Origin of the sequence: Pseudomonas sp. ok266, from assembly GCF_900110195.1 — a bacterium.
Taxonomy (GTDB): domain Bacteria; phylum Pseudomonadota; class Gammaproteobacteria; order Pseudomonadales; family Pseudomonadaceae; genus Aquipseudomonas; species Aquipseudomonas neuropathica.
In genome coordinates, this window is sequence record NZ_FOCU01000006.1 from 92,833 (window position 1) to 106,955 (window position 14,123).

Annotated in this window: 14 protein-coding genes; 10 read left to right on the forward strand and 4 right to left on the reverse strand. The window is 58.4% G+C overall.

The genetic code is table 11. The features are described from left to right. Positions 1-10: 10 nt before the first annotated feature. The 7 genes from BMY54_RS29965 to BMY54_RS12500 all read left to right on the forward strand — a co-directional run bounded on the left by BMY54_RS29965 (position 11) and on the right by BMY54_RS12500 (position 5,218). Positions 11-247 (forward strand): hypothetical protein, encoded by a 237-nt coding sequence (locus BMY54_RS29965; protein ID WP_139213402.1) that lies wholly within the window; start codon positions 11-13, stop codon positions 245-247. After that, positions 223-672, forward strand: coding sequence for a hypothetical protein (locus tag BMY54_RS12475; RefSeq protein WP_093432807.1), 450 nt, complete (start codon positions 223-225; stop codon positions 670-672). The genes BMY54_RS29965 and BMY54_RS12475 overlap by 25 nt, the downstream gene beginning before the upstream one ends. 1 nt (position 673) lies before the next feature. Beyond that, a complete protein-coding gene (locus BMY54_RS12480) occupies positions 674-1,249 on the forward strand; it encodes an adhesin (protein WP_093432810.1) in 576 nt (191 codons plus the stop codon). A gap of 73 nt (positions 1,250-1,322) precedes the next feature. Continuing rightward, on the forward strand, positions 1,323-2,330 hold the full coding sequence (locus tag BMY54_RS12485; protein WP_093432813.1) for a heme utilization protein: 1,008 nt from the start codon (positions 1,323-1,325) through the stop codon (positions 2,328-2,330). Between the two features lie 63 nt (positions 2,331-2,393). Then, on the forward strand, positions 2,394-3,074 hold the full coding sequence (locus BMY54_RS12490; RefSeq protein ID WP_093432815.1) for a C39 family peptidase: 681 nt from the start codon (positions 2,394-2,396) through the stop codon (positions 3,072-3,074). Between the two features lie 44 nt (positions 3,075-3,118). Beyond that, positions 3,119-3,865: a hypothetical protein gene (locus BMY54_RS12495; RefSeq protein ID WP_093432818.1), complete on the forward strand. Its 747-nt coding sequence runs from the start codon at positions 3,119-3,121 to the stop codon at positions 3,863-3,865. Positions 3,866-3,910: 45 nt separating this feature from the next. Then, positions 3,911-5,218: a transporter gene (locus tag BMY54_RS12500; RefSeq protein ID WP_093432820.1), complete on the forward strand. Its 1,308-nt coding sequence runs from the start codon at positions 3,911-3,913 to the stop codon at positions 5,216-5,218. Between the two features lie 99 nt (positions 5,219-5,317). Here BMY54_RS12500 and BMY54_RS12505 read toward each other — a convergent pair whose 3' ends face one another. After that, positions 5,318-6,643, reverse strand: coding sequence for a sigma-54 dependent transcriptional regulator (locus BMY54_RS12505; RefSeq protein WP_016983762.1), 1,326 nt, complete (start codon positions 6,641-6,643; stop codon positions 5,318-5,320). A gap of 354 nt (positions 6,644-6,997) precedes the next feature. Here BMY54_RS12505 and BMY54_RS12510 point away from each other — a divergent pair, with 354 nt between their 5' ends. From BMY54_RS12510 to nhaB, 3 genes are all read left to right on the forward strand, one after another. Then, positions 6,998-7,264 (forward strand): hypothetical protein, encoded by a 267-nt coding sequence (locus BMY54_RS12510; RefSeq protein WP_093432822.1) that lies wholly within the window; start codon positions 6,998-7,000, stop codon positions 7,262-7,264. 280 nt (positions 7,265-7,544) lie between these two features. Further along, the gene (locus BMY54_RS12515) at positions 7,545-8,846 is read left to right on the forward strand and encodes an NHL repeat-containing protein (RefSeq protein WP_093432824.1); all 1,302 of its coding nucleotides are present in this window, start codon (positions 7,545-7,547) and stop codon (positions 8,844-8,846) included. A 73-nt stretch (positions 8,847-8,919) separates the two neighbouring features. Next, positions 8,920-10,422, forward strand: a complete 1,503-nt coding sequence (gene nhaB / locus BMY54_RS12520) for a sodium/proton antiporter NhaB (protein WP_093432826.1) — start codon at positions 8,920-8,922, stop codon at positions 10,420-10,422. A 124-nt stretch (positions 10,423-10,546) separates the two neighbouring features. Here nhaB and BMY54_RS12525 read toward each other — a convergent pair whose 3' ends face one another. From BMY54_RS12525 to gnd, 3 genes are read right to left on the reverse strand one after another with little or no spacing between them, the layout of a single operon-like run. Beyond that, a complete protein-coding gene (locus BMY54_RS12525; RefSeq protein ID WP_093432828.1) occupies positions 10,547-11,368 on the reverse strand; it encodes an HAD family hydrolase in 822 nt (273 codons plus the stop codon). Continuing rightward, the gene (gene zwf / locus BMY54_RS12530; protein ID WP_093432830.1) at positions 11,365-12,888 is read right to left on the reverse strand and encodes a glucose-6-phosphate dehydrogenase; all 1,524 of its coding nucleotides are present in this window, start codon (positions 12,886-12,888) and stop codon (positions 11,365-11,367) included. The genes BMY54_RS12525 and zwf overlap by 4 nt, the downstream gene beginning before the upstream one ends. Beyond that, positions 12,885-13,865 (reverse strand): phosphogluconate dehydrogenase (NAD(+)-dependent, decarboxylating), encoded by a 981-nt coding sequence (gene gnd, locus BMY54_RS12535; RefSeq protein WP_093432832.1) that lies wholly within the window; start codon positions 13,863-13,865, stop codon positions 12,885-12,887. The genes zwf and gnd overlap by 4 nt, the downstream gene beginning before the upstream one ends. Positions 13,866-14,123: the final 258 nt, after the last annotated feature.

Sequence of the window (14,123 nt, forward strand, 5' to 3'; positions counted from 1 at the left end):
CTGAAACACCTTGGCGCAAACCCTTGTGCCAGAGCTTTATTCAGCCAATAGACAGGTCAACGCCACCCTGCGTGTATCAGCCATGAAACAGGCGGTGTATCAGGCCGGCGCATCTATTCCCCAAGCAATTGAAATTGAAAGATATTTCAAAAGCGGCACAGCTTTCGCTCTCTCCTTCACAACGCTGACTAGGGCCAGCCCACTGAAGAAGGAATTGCAGCCGTGGGGAATATCAAAAAAGGTTTGACCTGCCTTCTGCTGATCGGATCAGCAGCCAGTACGTTCATCAGCTTCAACGTGCAGGCAGAAGGCAATGGCGTGATTGTCCTCAACCGCGATGTTCAGCCTATTCCTATCGGTCGCAGCGGCGGTAAAGACCCCTATCCAACCACAGTCAATGCTAACCCCTCAGCCCGCATCAATCAGGCGATGAGCAGCACTGAGCTCAATGACGGTGAGTTTGCCAGCGTAGCCAGTGGCTCCTCGATCCGCGGCAACATCAGCACACCGACGGCGAATCTGCCCGGCATGAACACCTTGACCAATACCAACGGCCTGCCCGGTATGAGCAGCGGCCACGGCGGCGGCGCCGGCGGTTCCATCTCCAACACCGTCAACCGCGCAATGGGCGCAGGCCTTGCGCCGCTGACCCGCATGGCTGGAGGCCAATAAGATGAATCGCACCCTGCTCCTGCTCGCCCTCTTCGGTTGCGCCAACGCCATGGCCGCCGACCCCAGCTCAGTGAACAACGCGAACATTCAGGACACCGGCATCCAGTACCGCGGCAACTACAACATCAACCAGGCCGCCGGCGACCAGATGCAACAGACCAACACCAAGGCCATTGCCATCGGCACCTCGGCCAGCGCCACCACAATCGTCCGCCAGCACATCGACACACCCGGTAACCCGTCGACGAATGCCAGCGCGACCATTGGCGGCAACTCTTTCAGTAATGGCAACGGGATCCTCGGTGTGAATCAGGGCGCCGGTGCCAACAACCAGATGGCCAACGTCACGCGCGTCAGCATCAGTGCTGCCCCGCAGAGCGTTGACGACAGTGCCCTTTCGCAACAGAACGTGGCGCTTTTACCGAGCTCAGGAGCAACTGGTACCTCACCCGGCAGTCGCCAGGTCACGACAAGTGATCAGGCCTTCACCGGCAGCCGCGGGGTAATCCAGGTGAACCAGAGTGCTGGGGTGGGGAACCGTATGGCTAACACCCTGAGCATCCGGGTCGCTGACTGACCCAAACAACAAAAGCAGTGCAATTAGAAAGTACCAACACTTAACCAACTAATAAGCACGATGGAGAAACACCATGAAACCTACAATGGCTCTCAAACCACTGGTTTTCGCACTTGCAGCAGTGATGGCAATCGCAGCACAGGCAGGCGGTCGTGATGACGATCATGGTAACGGGCACGGCAATGGTCATGGCAACCATGAACCAAAAGGCCCTACCCTGGAACAACTTCTGCAAATCGGCGCCGGCGCTGGTGCTGCCGTACTCGACACGCAGAACAGCGATGGCAACCTGGTGGGCAACCAAGGCACCAAAAATGATGCCTCCGTTCGCGACTCCGCCAATGGCACCAACGGCAACGTCGGCATGAACAACACCGCCGGGGATGGCAACCAACAAGACAACGCCGCTGCACTGGCAACTGCCGACGAAAGCTTCATCTTCGGCAGTGCCGTGTCCGTTTCCAGCGCGACTCAGGTCAACAACAACAACGCGGTTGCCAACTACTCGACAACCAACAACGCCAACCTCAACAACGTGGGTAACGGCGGTTCCGGCAACATCGGTGTGAACAACAGTGCCGGCAACTTCAACCAACAGAAAAACAACCTGGCCATTGCTGTATCCGGTGGTCGTGTAGCTAACGCCGCTGCCGCTGCCAACCAAAGCTCCACTGGGTTGACTGTGTCCAACAACGGCACTCAAACCTACAAAACCGATACTCTGAGAGGCACCTTCACCGCTGCCGGCGCATTCGTGGCAGCTGGCAAAGCGACCATCGAAGGCGACAAAGGCCATGGTGGTGGCGGTTATGGCGACAACGACCGTGGTCATGGCGGCAACGGCGGCAGCAAAGATCAGAAAGCGACCTTTGAAGCTGTCGGCATCTTCGGTCTCGCCGGTGTAACCACGCAACAAGTGCTGACCCCTGATGGCTGGAAAAACCCTGTGACCAACAACGCAAGCATCTCCAACGTTGGCAACAACTTCTCCGGCAACGCTGGTTACAACAACGCCGCTGGTGTTGGTAACCAACAAAGCAACTCGCTGTCCATCGCTGCAGGTTGCAAAGCCTGCCTGTAATCGCGATCGAAACGAAAGCCCCGGAAACGGGGCTTTTCCTCAGTCCGCAAAGGCGTATCGATCATGCGTAAGACTGCCCTTTTCGCTCTGCTTTGCCTGTCCGGCCTGACCCAGGCTGCCCAGATGCCAGTCGCTGCCCTCCCAGGCGGCGTACTCGTCTACAAGAACGTGCAAAGCATTCGTGAGCGCAAGTTTTCCGACATTGTCGAACAGAAAACCGATTTCAGCTGCGGCGCTGCTGCACTGGCTACGGTGTTACGCCAGGCCTATTGGCTCGACGTCGATGAGGAGCACATCATCAAAGGCATGCTGGTCAACGCTGACCAGGACCTTGTTCGTACTCAAGGGTTTTCCATGCTGGACATGAAGCGCTACATAGAAAGCATCGGCATGCGCGCCAGGGGTTACAAGATTCCGCCGGAAAAACTCGATGCTGTAACCATCCCGGTGGTGGTACTGATGGAAATTCGCGGCTACAAGCATTTCGTGGTTCTGCAGCGTTCGGACAAGGATTGGGTTTACATCGGAGACCCGGTTTTAGGCCACAAGCGCTACAAACATGATGACTTTGTCAAAGGTTGGAACGGCATTGTCTTCGCCATCGTCGGCCCCGGTTATGACAAAACCAATGCATTGCGCAGCCCGCCGACACCGCTGACGGCGAAGAACAAGCTGGATAACTTCAACCCTGTCAGAGATGCTGAATTGATGGACTTCGGGTTCATACAGAGCGACTTCTTTTAATCGCCGATTATAAAGAATGGGGCTGGATGTCCCGGGAGCAGCAAATGAAAACCTCATACTGGCTGGCCGCCGCCTGCCTGGCAGCGAGTGCGTCAGGCTATGCCAATGCAGGATTCAAACCTATAGAAATACAAGACAAGGAGTTGTCCGAACTACGTGGTCGTTATGTCATGCCGGGGCGGATTATCAGCTTCGGCATTGTCATGAGCAGTACCTGGCGCAACGCCAGTGGCGATTTGATCGGGGCTTCGACCTCGATGCAACTTCAGGCAGCAACGGTAAAACCTGAATTCTATGTTCAAACCATCAAGGAACACGGCAACGGCAGCACCCTTTCTACGGGTACCGGCACAATCACCGGTGGCGCCGGCCTCGACAGCAGCCAGGGCGTAACACAGAGCGTACGCGCTGCGGGTGACAGCAATACCGCCTATAACAACGTTGCCATCAACGTTAAAGAAGCCAGTCAGGCGCCAGCACTGGTGCCCACCCAAGGGCAGGCGCTGATGGCCGGGCAAACCATCGGCGGCAGCAATGCCGCAGGCAGCGTGGCGGTTTCGGCCAACGGTGGCGGCGTACAAATGGCCATTCAGGCCTCCGGCAATCAAGGTACGGCCCTGCAACAGGTCGCCCAAGGCGGCTTGCTGCAGAACACCCGTTTGCTCGGCAGTGCCAACGTGGTCAATAACATGACTCAACTCAACGTCGTCCTGAACAATAACGGCATGAGTGCCGGCGCACTGGATTGCAACCTGACTCAGCTCAGGGCACTACGAAATATTGGATATTGAACTACGCTGAGTCTCGATCATTGGGCTTAAAGGGACGGCTTATTCATGTATCGATCAGTATCACTGCGTGCCGCTGTTTGCTTGAGCACCCTTCTACCTGCAGCGATGCTGCAAGCGGCACCGGACGCCGACGTAGAAGTCCTGAAACAAGAGCTTCTGGAGCTGAAACAACGTTACGAAGTACAACAAAAGGCCCTGGCGGTACTCGAACAACGGGTTCGCCAGGTCGAAGATCAACCGGCGGCGCCACCACCCAAAAGGTTGGCCAAGTCGCCGTCGGATATGAAAGGCAATCCAAAAGTGGCCACCGGTACCGGGGCCGCAGCAGCGTCGGGGGGCGCAGCCGGAGGCAGTGGGGCTTCTTACGGGCAATCGCTGGCAGATGATTCGCAACCGGCACAGAGTGTGTCCAACCTGTATGACGAGGCCAGTGGCTTCTTCGGCGGTGGCAAATTCAGCTTCGAAACCGGTATCACCTACTCGCGCTATGACACCCGCCAGTTGATCCTCAACGGCTTTCTGGCCCTCGACTCGATCTTTCTCGGCAACATCAACCTCGACCGGATCAAGGCCGACACCTGGACCCTTGACCTCACGGGCCGCTACAACTTCGACAATCGCTGGCAGTTCGACCTGAACGTGCCCGTGGTCTACCGCGATTCGACTTATCAATCCGGCGGCGGTAACGGCGGAGCGTCCAACGTCACGACCGAGCAGGACGTGACACGCGATCCAACCATTGGCGACGTCAACTTCGGCATTGCCTACAAGTTCCTCGATGAGTCAGCCAACACGCCGGATGCGGTCGTCACCTTGCGCGTCAAGGCGCCAACCGGCAAGGATCCGTTCGGGATCAAGCTGCGCCAGACCGACGCCAACTCCAACCTGTTCGTGCCTGACACCCTGCCCACCGGCAACGGCGTCTGGTCGGTCACGCCGGGGATCTCGCTGGTCAAAACGTTCGACCCGGCGGTGCTGTTCGGCAGCTTGTCCTACACCCACAACCTGGAGGAGTCGTTTGACGACATCAGCTCGACGGTCAACCAGAAAAACCCGGGCAAGGTCAAGATCGGCGACAGCTTCCAGATCGGCGCCGGTATTGCGTTTGCGCTGAACGAGAAGATGAGTATGTCGTTCTCGATGTCTGACCTGGTGCAGCGTAAAAGCAAGCTGAAGCAGGATGGCGGCGATTGGCAATCGGTGGTATCCAGTGACGCCAACGCCGGTTATTTCAACGTCGGCATGACCATTGCGGCCACCGACAACCTGACCATTGTTCCGAACTTGTCGATCGGTTTGACCGACGATGCACCGGACTTTTCCTTCAGCCTGAAATTCCCTTACTACTTCTAGGAAAAAGCAAAAGATCGCAGCCTGCGGCAGCTCCTACAGGGATTACACAAACCCAATGTAGGAACTGCCGCAGGCTGCGATCTTTTGATCTTCAGGTATCTAGCGAATCTGGTGTTTATGCAGCAGGCGATAAAACGTCGGCCGAGACACCCCGAGCACTTTGGCCGCCACACTGAGATTATCGCTGTGCCGGTTCAACACATCACACAACGCCTGGCGTTCGGCGCGGGTCTTGTAATCTTCCAGCGTGCCCATCGGTGTGGCGATCGAGTGCTGACTGATCAAGCCCAGATCCCGGGCCTCGATCTGCCGCCCTTCAGCCAACACCAAACCTCGTCGCACACGGTTGGCCAGTTCACGAACGTTACCCGGCCAGTCATGTTTGCCCATGGCAATCAGCGCGTCTTCGCTGAAGCTACGCGGGCGGCGACCGGTTTCATGGCTGTAGAAGTGGGAAAAGTGGTTGGCCAGCATCGAGAGATCACCATGGCGTTCACGCAACGGCGCGGTGACCACTTGCAGCACGTTGAGCCGGTAATACAGGTCTTCGCGAAAACGTTTCTTCTCGATGGCCGCCTCAAGGTCGACGTGAGTCGCCGCCAGCACACGCACATCCACCGGGATCGGCTGGCTGCCGCCGACGCGTTCGATGTGTTTTTCCTGCAAAAAGCGCAGCAGATTGGCCTGCAGTTCCAGTGGCAGATCACCGATCTCATCGAGAAACAGCGTACCGCCATTGGCTGCCTCAATGCGCCCGACCTTGCGCTGATGCGCACCGGTAAACGCGCCTTTCTCGTGGCCGAACAGCTCGGACTGAATCAAATGTTCGGGAATCGCCCCGCAGTTGATCGCCACAAACGGTTTGCTGTGACGCTGGGATTGCCGATGCAGCGTGCGCGCGACCAGTTCTTTGCCGGTACCGCTTTCACCGCGGATCAGCACCGGCGATTCGGTCGGTGCCAGTTTGCTGAGTAACTTGCGCAATTCGCGGATCGGCTTGCTGTCACCGAGCAGTTCATGTTCGGGCTGATCGACGTGAATCGTGCCCTGCCCGCGCAAGCGCGCCATGCCGAATGCCCGGCCAAGGGTCACCTGCACCCGCGACACGTCGAACGGCAAGGTGTGGAAATCGAAAAACCATTCACAGACGAAGTCACCGACGTTCTGTAAACGCAGGACTTCCTGATTGAGCACGGCGATCCATTCAGTGCCGCTGCGGCTGATCAGCTCCTTGACCGCCTCGGGGCGTTCAAGATGAAACGGCTGTAATCGCAACAAGCCGACATCACAACTGCGGTCGGCGGCATTTTCCAGGGTGCAACTGTCAACATCCCAACCTACGGCGCGTAATCCGGGCAATAAGCGGTGGCAGTCGTCGCACGGATCGACCACCAATAAACGTCGTAACGCTGGCGCTTCGCTCATGACTGTTCCTTGGCGCCAAATTATTAGAAATGATTGTAAAAACAGTCATTTGGCAGACCCGACTGTAACATTAGCAAGATTTTGACAGCGCCTTGTATCGATTGCTTATAGGTGTACAAGCAAACGCGTTATAAGAAACCAGGTTGTTAGTTAGCTATCGACTAAATTGCTGTTTCAACCTTTCAGTGAGCTTTCAAAACCTGCCAACAAAGCAACCCCCTGAAAGAAAGTTGAAATTTCTTTGTTTCATGTGTGACCTGCCTACCGGTTCGGTGCATCAGTACAAGTACCAGCCGAACGGTAAGCCCAACCGACGGCACATCATTTGATTGGGCACGACAGAGAGAAAACCCCATGACCGCCCCGCTCCGTATCAACGAAGCTCTTTTGATTGCCAACCACGCGTTCAAACCGTTCCAGTGCGTGGCCTGGGCGCCACAAGACGGCAATGGCGAGCTCAGCCTGACCGTGATCGACCGGACCAACTCGCGCATCGGTAGCAAACAGATCCCGAGCAGCGCCTACTCCGATCCGGCGCAACTCGAGCAACTGTTGGAGCAGGCTCGCGCTGAACTCAGCGAAGAAGGTTACAGCCTGCAATCCTGGTCGATGCCACACTAACCGCCGGGCGATGCGGATGACGCTCAGGTCATCCGCCCTACTCTGTTAGTTCCAGTCTTTTTAACTTTCCGTACTTTTGCACAACCATTTGCAACTTATTCAGGCGTAACTGCTTGGCCGGCTTGCTATTGGTTCAAAAAGACACTGTTCTGGCACAGTGCGACCGTCCACCTGTTAGTTCTTACAGTTGTACTTCTCCCGGTTCAGGGATTGAATGTTTCGCTCATGCAGTTACCCGCCCGGTTCCCGGTACCAGGTCAACTCGCAAGGAGATGCGTGCATGTCCACTCTGAACACTTTCGCGCTGCCGGTGGTATCGACTTCTTTATTGAGCCGAGCCGGTCAACTCGACAGAACATTTGCCGCTAACGGCGTTGCTCAAGTGTATTTCGCTGGCAGTGTGTCCAGCCTGACCGAGGACATCGCCCTCGATGCGCACGGGCGGGTGCTGGTCGCAGCTAAGGTCGGCGTCGCCACCGGTAGCCGATTCGGCCTGGCACGGATGCTTGCCGATGGCTCGGCCGATCTGACCTTTGGCGATCAAGGCAGCGTGATCGAAACCTTTGCCCCGGGCTTTGAAGCCACGGCCGGCAAAGTCCGGGTACTCCCCGATGGACGCATCCTGCTCGCCGGCCTGCATTATGAAAACGCTCATCGCACCTTGCCGGCTCTGGCCATGTTTGACGCACAGGGCAAGCCGGACCTGCGCTTCGGTGACAACGGTCGTCAGGTGGTGCGCCTGCCCGGCGACTTGTCCATGGGCAGCCGTGATGCCTGGCTACCGCCGGGCGTCCCGGGTGCTGAAGCATGCGACTTTGTAGTCCAGGACGACGGCCATATTCTGCTGATCGCCAATCACCATTTCGAACTCGCCGACCATGCCGGCATGCTGATCCGCCTCAAGCCCGACGGCAGCCTCGATGAAACCTTCAACGGCCGCGGCTTCGTGATGATTCGCCACTTACTGCTCAACACCTGGCTCAGCAGCCTGCTGTTGCAAAAGGATGGACGAATTGTAGTGGCCGGCTCCATCGACTTTCCGCAGGAAGGTTTGTTGGCGCGCTACCTGCCCGACGGTCGCCTCGACGAACGTTTTGCCGTGGACGGCTTCATGGCGTTCAAGGCTCACGGGCAAAGCGCCCAGGTCAGTCAGGTCCTGGAATCGGCCGATGCACTGCATTGTTTCGGCAGCAGTCGCGACCCGATTCGGTGCATGGCGTACAGCCTGCATACCAATGGCCGACCGAACCTGCACAACCATGGTGGCCAGCCACAACTGCTGGAAATCGGCCCGAGCGGCTGCCAATGGAGTGCCGCCCAGCGCATGGCGGACGGCCGCATCATCGCGGTCGGTGCAACCATTGGCGGATTCGAAGCGGATTTTATTGTTGCCCGTTACCAGAGGGACGGCGGCCTGGATCACAGCTTCGGTGACGGCAAAGGCTGGCTGCGCACGCGTCTGGGGCGCAGTCTCGACACCGCCAACTCGCTGGCCGTGCAAGCGGACAATGCCATCCTCGTCGGCGGTTATTCATTGGATGGCAACTACCGGGCCATGGTGGCGCGTTACCTGAACCATTGAAAAACACGCACTGTACTTGATCTTCCGCAACGCATCCGGCAACTTGCGCGCTTCTAAAGACAAGGAGCAGCCGATGTCCGGTTCAATGGCCCAGGCGTTCGCGCAAAATTTTCTCGGGCACTCGCCACGTTGGTACAAGGCGACCATCGTCGGTTTCCTCATCCTCAACGCCGTCGTGCTGTTCAGCGTCGGCCCGGTCGCGGCCGGCTGGTTGCTGGTGATCGAATTCATCTTCACCCTGGCGATGGCGCTCAAGTGCTATCCGCTGATGCCCGGCGGTTTGTTGTTGATCGAAGCACTGCTGCTGAAGATGACCACCCCCCAAGCGCTTTACGATGAGCTGGTGCACAACTTCCCGGTGATCCTGCTGCTGATGTTCATGGTGGCCGGTATCTACTTCATGAAAGATCTGTTGCTGTTTCTATTCTCGCGCCTGCTATTGGGCGTGCGTTCAAAAGCGATACTGGCCTTGCTGTTCTGCTTTCTTTCCGCGTTCCTGTCGGCATTTCTCGATGCATTGACGGTGACCGCGGTAATCATCAGTGCGGCGGTCGGGTTCTATTCCGTTTATCACCGTGTCGCGTCGGGCAACGACCCGCGCCAGGACAGTGAGTTTGCTGACGACCGGAACCTGCCGAAACTTCACCATGACGATCTGGAACAATTCCGTGCGTTCCTGCGCAGTCTGTTGATGCACGGCGCGGTCGGTACGGCGCTGGGCGGTGTCTGCACACTGGTGGGCGAACCACAAAACCTGCTGATCGGCCACGAAATGGGTTGGCACTTCGCCGAGTTCTTCCTGAAAGTCGCGCCGGTGTCGATACCGGTGCTGGCAGCGGGTCTGGTCACCTGCGTGTTGCTGGAGAAGCTGCGCTGGTTCGGCTACGGCACACTGCTGCCGGACAATGTTCGCGCCGTGCTGGCCAACTACGCCGCCGAAGACAATGCCGAGCGCACAGCGCGCCAACGCGCAGCCCTGCTGGTGCAAGGCGCGGCGGCACTGATCCTGATCGGCTGCCTGGCCTTTCACATCGCCGAAGTCGGATTGATCGGCTTGATGGTGATTGTGTTGATCACCGCGTTTACCGGCATCACCGACGAACATCGTCTGGGCAGCGCATTCAAGGACGCCATGCCGTTCACGGCGTTGCTGGTGGTGTTTTTTGCGGTGGTCGCGGTGATTCACGATCAACAGCTGTTTGCGCCGTTGATCGAGTGGGTGCTGGCCCTGCCGGTCGAGCAACAACCGGGCATGCTGTTCATTGCCAACGGCCTGCTGTCGGCGATCAGTGACAACGTGTTTGTCGCCACGATCTACATCACCGAAGTGAAACAGGCGTTCCTCGCCGGCCACATGAGCCGCGAGCATTTCGAGACGCTGGCGATCGCGATCAACACCGGCACCAACCTGCCAAGCGTGGCGACACCGAATGGCCAAGCCGCATTCCTGTTCCTGTTGACCTCGGCGATTGCACCGCTGGTGCGCCTGTCGTACGGGCGGATGGTGTGGATGGCGTTGCCGTACACCTTTGTGATGGGACTGCTGGGTTGGTATGCCGTGAGCTATTGGCTCTGATCAACACCGAATAAACCTGTGGGAGCGAGCCTGCTCGCGAAGAGGGAGTGTCAGACAACGGATTCGTTGAATGACACACCGCTTTCGCGAGCAAGCTCGCTCCCACATTGGTTTTGGGGTGGGGTCAGCGAGGGAGGATGTATTTCTCGATCGCTTGCGCCACGCCGTCTTCAGTGTTCGGCGCAGTGACCACGTCGGCTTGGCGCTTTACGGCGTCCTCCGCCTGGGCCATGGCTATCGAAAAGCCTGCACAATGGAACATCGCCGGGTCGTTGCCGCCATCGCCGATGGCCGCTGTCTGCGCCAATGGAATACCGAGATGTTCGGCCAGCGTCGCCAGCGCGGTGCCTTTGTTGGCTTCCAGCGCCGTGACGTCGAGATACACCGGTTGCGAACGCGACACTTGTGCCATGCCATTGACCTTGGGCAACAGGCGCGCCTCCAGTTCGATCAACAGCTCAGTGTTGTTACTGGTCGCGACGATCTTGTCGATGCGCTCAAGATACGGCTCGAAACTCTCCACCACCACCGGCGGATAACCGAGGCCATGCTGCTCGCGCGGCACCATTGGCCCGTGCGGATCCTTGAGCAGCCAGTCGCCGCCGCTGAACACCCAGATCTCGACTTCCGGCTGATCAGCAAACGTGGCCAGCGCAATCAGCGCGGTGCTGGCCGGCAGGTAATGCGCGACCAAAAGACTGCCGTCAGGATTGACGATAGTGCCGCCGTTGAACGCCGCCGTCGGCAAATCGACACCCAAGGCTTCGATCTGCTGCAACATGGCTTTCGGCGGTCGACCGGTGGCGAGACTGAACAACACGCCGGCCTCACGCAACGAACGCACCGCATCGATGGTGCGCTGGCTCAGCGTGTGGTCGGGCAGCAGCAGCGTGCCGTCCATGTCACTGAGCAGAAAACGGACAGGTTGTTGCGGAAAGTCACTCATCCGAGGCCATGCCAGACGCGACCATCGCGAGTCAGCAGGTCTTCAGCAGCCTGCGGGCCGTCCTCACCAGCGGCATAAGTCTGCACGCTCGCATCCTGCTGCCAGGCGTCGAGGAACGGCTGCACGGCACGCCAGCCGTTTTCAATGTTGTCGGCGCGCTGGAATAACGTCTGATCGCCGGTCAGGCAGTCATAGATCAGGGTTTCGTACCCGGTCGACGGCTGCATCTCGAAAAAGTCTTTGTACGCAAAACCCAGCTCGATGTTAGCCATGTTCAACGCCGGCCCCGGCCGTTTGGCCAGCAGGTCGAACCACATGCCTTCGTTGGGCTGGATCTGGATGCGCAGGTAAGTCGGCTGTAATTCGTCGACTTCGGTGTCACGGAACTGCGCGTACGGCGCCGGTTTGAAGCAGATGACGATCTCGGTGTCGCGCACGCTCATGCGCTTGCCGGTGCGCAGGTAGAACGGCACGCCGACCCAGCGCCAGTTGTCGATCATCACCTTCAGCGCCACGTAGGTTTCGGTGTTGCTGTCAGGCGAGACGTTGGGCTCCTGGCGATAACCGCTCAGCGGCTTGCCGTCGACCTCACCGGCGCTGTACTGACCGCGCACCGAGTTGGCCCGCGCCTCTTCAGTGGTCCACGGACGAATTGCCCCCACAACCTTGGCCTTCTCGCCGCGCACCGCGTCGGCGCCAAACGCGGCCGGCGGTTCCATGGCGACCATGGCCAGCAACTGGAACAGGTGATTGGGCACCATGTCACGCAGGGCGCCGGTGTGTTCGTAAAAACTGCCACGGGTTTCGACGCCGACGGTTTCAGCGGCGGTGATCTGCACGTGGTCGATGTAGTGATTGTTCCAGAAGGCTTCGAACAGGCTGTTGGAGAACCGGCTGACCAGAATGTTCTGCACGGTTTCCTTGCCCAGATAATGGTCGATCCGATAGATCTGCTTCTCGGACATCACCTTGAGCAAACAGGCGTTCAACGCTTCGGCAGTTTGCAGATCGGAGCCGAACGGCTTCTCGATCACCACCCTTCTGAACGCTTCGGGAGTTTCCTCCAGCAATTTGGCAGCGCCCAGTCGGCGCACCACTTCACTGAAGAAACGCGGCGCGGTGGCCAGGTAGAACACCGCATTGCCAGTGCCGCTGTCGGCGATTTTCGCCGCCAGCGCGGAATAAGTGCTGTCGTCCAGGAAGTCGCCCTGGACGTAGCTGATACCTTTGGCGAGCTTGGCCCACAAGGCCGGATCAAGCATCTGATCGCCCTTGCCGACCTTCGCCGCCACTTCGGTGCGGATGAAATCTTCGAGCTTCTGCGCGAAGGCTTCATCGGTAATGGCGTTGTGGTCAACGCCGACGATCCGCAGATTGTCGTCAAGCAAGCCGTCGCGACTGAGGTTGTACAGCGCCGGCATCAGCAAGCGCTTGACCAGGTCGCCGTGGGCACCGAACAAAAACAGCGTGGTCGGTGGTGCGGGTTCTGCCTTGGATTTTCTGCGGATCGTATGGGTCATTTCTTCGGTGTCTCCACGTGGCCGCCGAAGCCGAAGCGCTGGGCCGAAAGAATCTTGTCGCCAAAGGTGCCCTGACCGCGCGAGCGGTAGCGCGAGAACAGCGAGTTCGACAGCACCGGTACCGGCACCGCTTGTTCCATGGCCGCTTCGATGGTCCATTGACCTTCACCGCTGTCGGCAACCGAACCGGAGAAGCCGTCGAGCTTCGGATCGCTGGCCAGTGCATCGGCAGTCAGGTCGAGCAACCACGACGACACCACGCTGCCACGGCGCCACACTTCAGCGATGTCGGCCACGTTGAGGTCGAAACGCTGATCTTCCGGCAGGCGCTCACTGGACTTGGTCTTGAGGATGTCGAAGCCCTCGGCGAACGCGGCCATCATGCCGTACTCGATACCGTTGTGAATCATCTTCACGAAGTGCCCGGCACCGGCGGGACCGGCGTGGATGTAGCCGTGTTCGGCGCGGTGGTCGTCGGACTGGCGATCCTTGGTGCGCGGGATATCACCCATGCCCGGCGCCAGAGCAGCGAACAGCGGGTCGAGGCGCTGCACGGTTTCGGCGTCACCGCCGATCATCATGCAATAGCCACGCTCCAGGCCCCAGACGCCGCCGGAGGTACCGACGTCGATGTAGTGCAGGCCTTTCTCGGCCAGAGTTTTGGCCCGGCGGATGTCATCCTTATAGTTGGTGTTGCCGCCGTCGATGATGGTATCGCCGGCTTCGAGCAAAGTGCTCAGGGTGTTGATGGTGTCTTCGGTCGGCGCGCCGGCCGGCAACATGACCCAGACCGCACGCGGTTTGGCCAGGCCGGCAACCATTGCCGGCAAGTCGGCGACGCCGGTGGAGCCCTCGGCGACCAGGTTCTCGATGAAAGCGGTATTGCGGTCGTAAACAACGGTGGTGTGACCGTTGAGCATCAGACGTCGCGCAATATTGCCGCCCATGCGGCCCAGTCCAATAATCCCGAGTTGCATGTGCTGATGCTCCTTACTACAAATAAATGTGTGTCATTGGTTATAGCCCAACGCGACTGATGGAGGTTAGTCCAGAGCGTTGCGATGAAGTTTCCGGGCATTGTGCCCGATCCAGACTGATAACGCCCCGAATCCTGCCGAAGACACACCGACCATGAAAAATAAAAAAGTTCCATTCACAGGCAAAAGAAATCAAAATCGGCGCCGATAGTAAGTCAGTACCCCAAAGCGGGGACGACCTACAGTTGATGCACGCCA

Excerpts from the sequence above, each read along its gene's own strand:
- gnd (WP_093432832.1), bottom strand. The coding sequence starts at position 13,865 with ATGCAACTCGGGATTATTGGACTGGGCCGCATGGGCGGCAATATTGCG.
- BMY54_RS12490 (WP_093432815.1), top strand. The coding sequence starts at position 2,394 with ATGCGTAAGACTGCCCTTTTCGCTCTGCTTTGCCTGTCCGGCCTGACC.
- BMY54_RS12525 (WP_093432828.1), bottom strand. The coding sequence starts at position 11,368 with ATGAGTGACTTTCCGCAACAACCTGTCCGTTTTCTGCTCAGTGACATG.
- BMY54_RS12515 (WP_093432824.1), top strand. The coding sequence starts at position 7,545 with ATGTCCACTCTGAACACTTTCGCGCTGCCGGTGGTATCGACTTCTTTA.
- nhaB (WP_093432826.1), top strand. The coding sequence starts at position 8,920 with ATGTCCGGTTCAATGGCCCAGGCGTTCGCGCAAAATTTTCTCGGGCAC.
- BMY54_RS12485 (WP_093432813.1), top strand. The coding sequence starts at position 1,323 with ATGAAACCTACAATGGCTCTCAAACCACTGGTTTTCGCACTTGCAGCA.
- BMY54_RS12505 (WP_016983762.1), bottom strand. The coding sequence starts at position 6,643 with ATGAGCGAAGCGCCAGCGTTACGACGTTTATTGGTGGTCGATCCGTGC.
- BMY54_RS12480 (WP_093432810.1), top strand. The coding sequence starts at position 674 with ATGAATCGCACCCTGCTCCTGCTCGCCCTCTTCGGTTGCGCCAACGCC.
- BMY54_RS12510 (WP_093432822.1), top strand. The coding sequence starts at position 6,998 with ATGACCGCCCCGCTCCGTATCAACGAAGCTCTTTTGATTGCCAACCAC.
- BMY54_RS12495 (WP_093432818.1), top strand. The coding sequence starts at position 3,119 with ATGAAAACCTCATACTGGCTGGCCGCCGCCTGCCTGGCAGCGAGTGCG.
- BMY54_RS12500 (WP_093432820.1), top strand. The coding sequence starts at position 3,911 with ATGTATCGATCAGTATCACTGCGTGCCGCTGTTTGCTTGAGCACCCTT.
- zwf (WP_093432830.1), bottom strand. The coding sequence starts at position 12,888 with ATGACCCATACGATCCGCAGAAAATCCAAGGCAGAACCCGCACCACCG.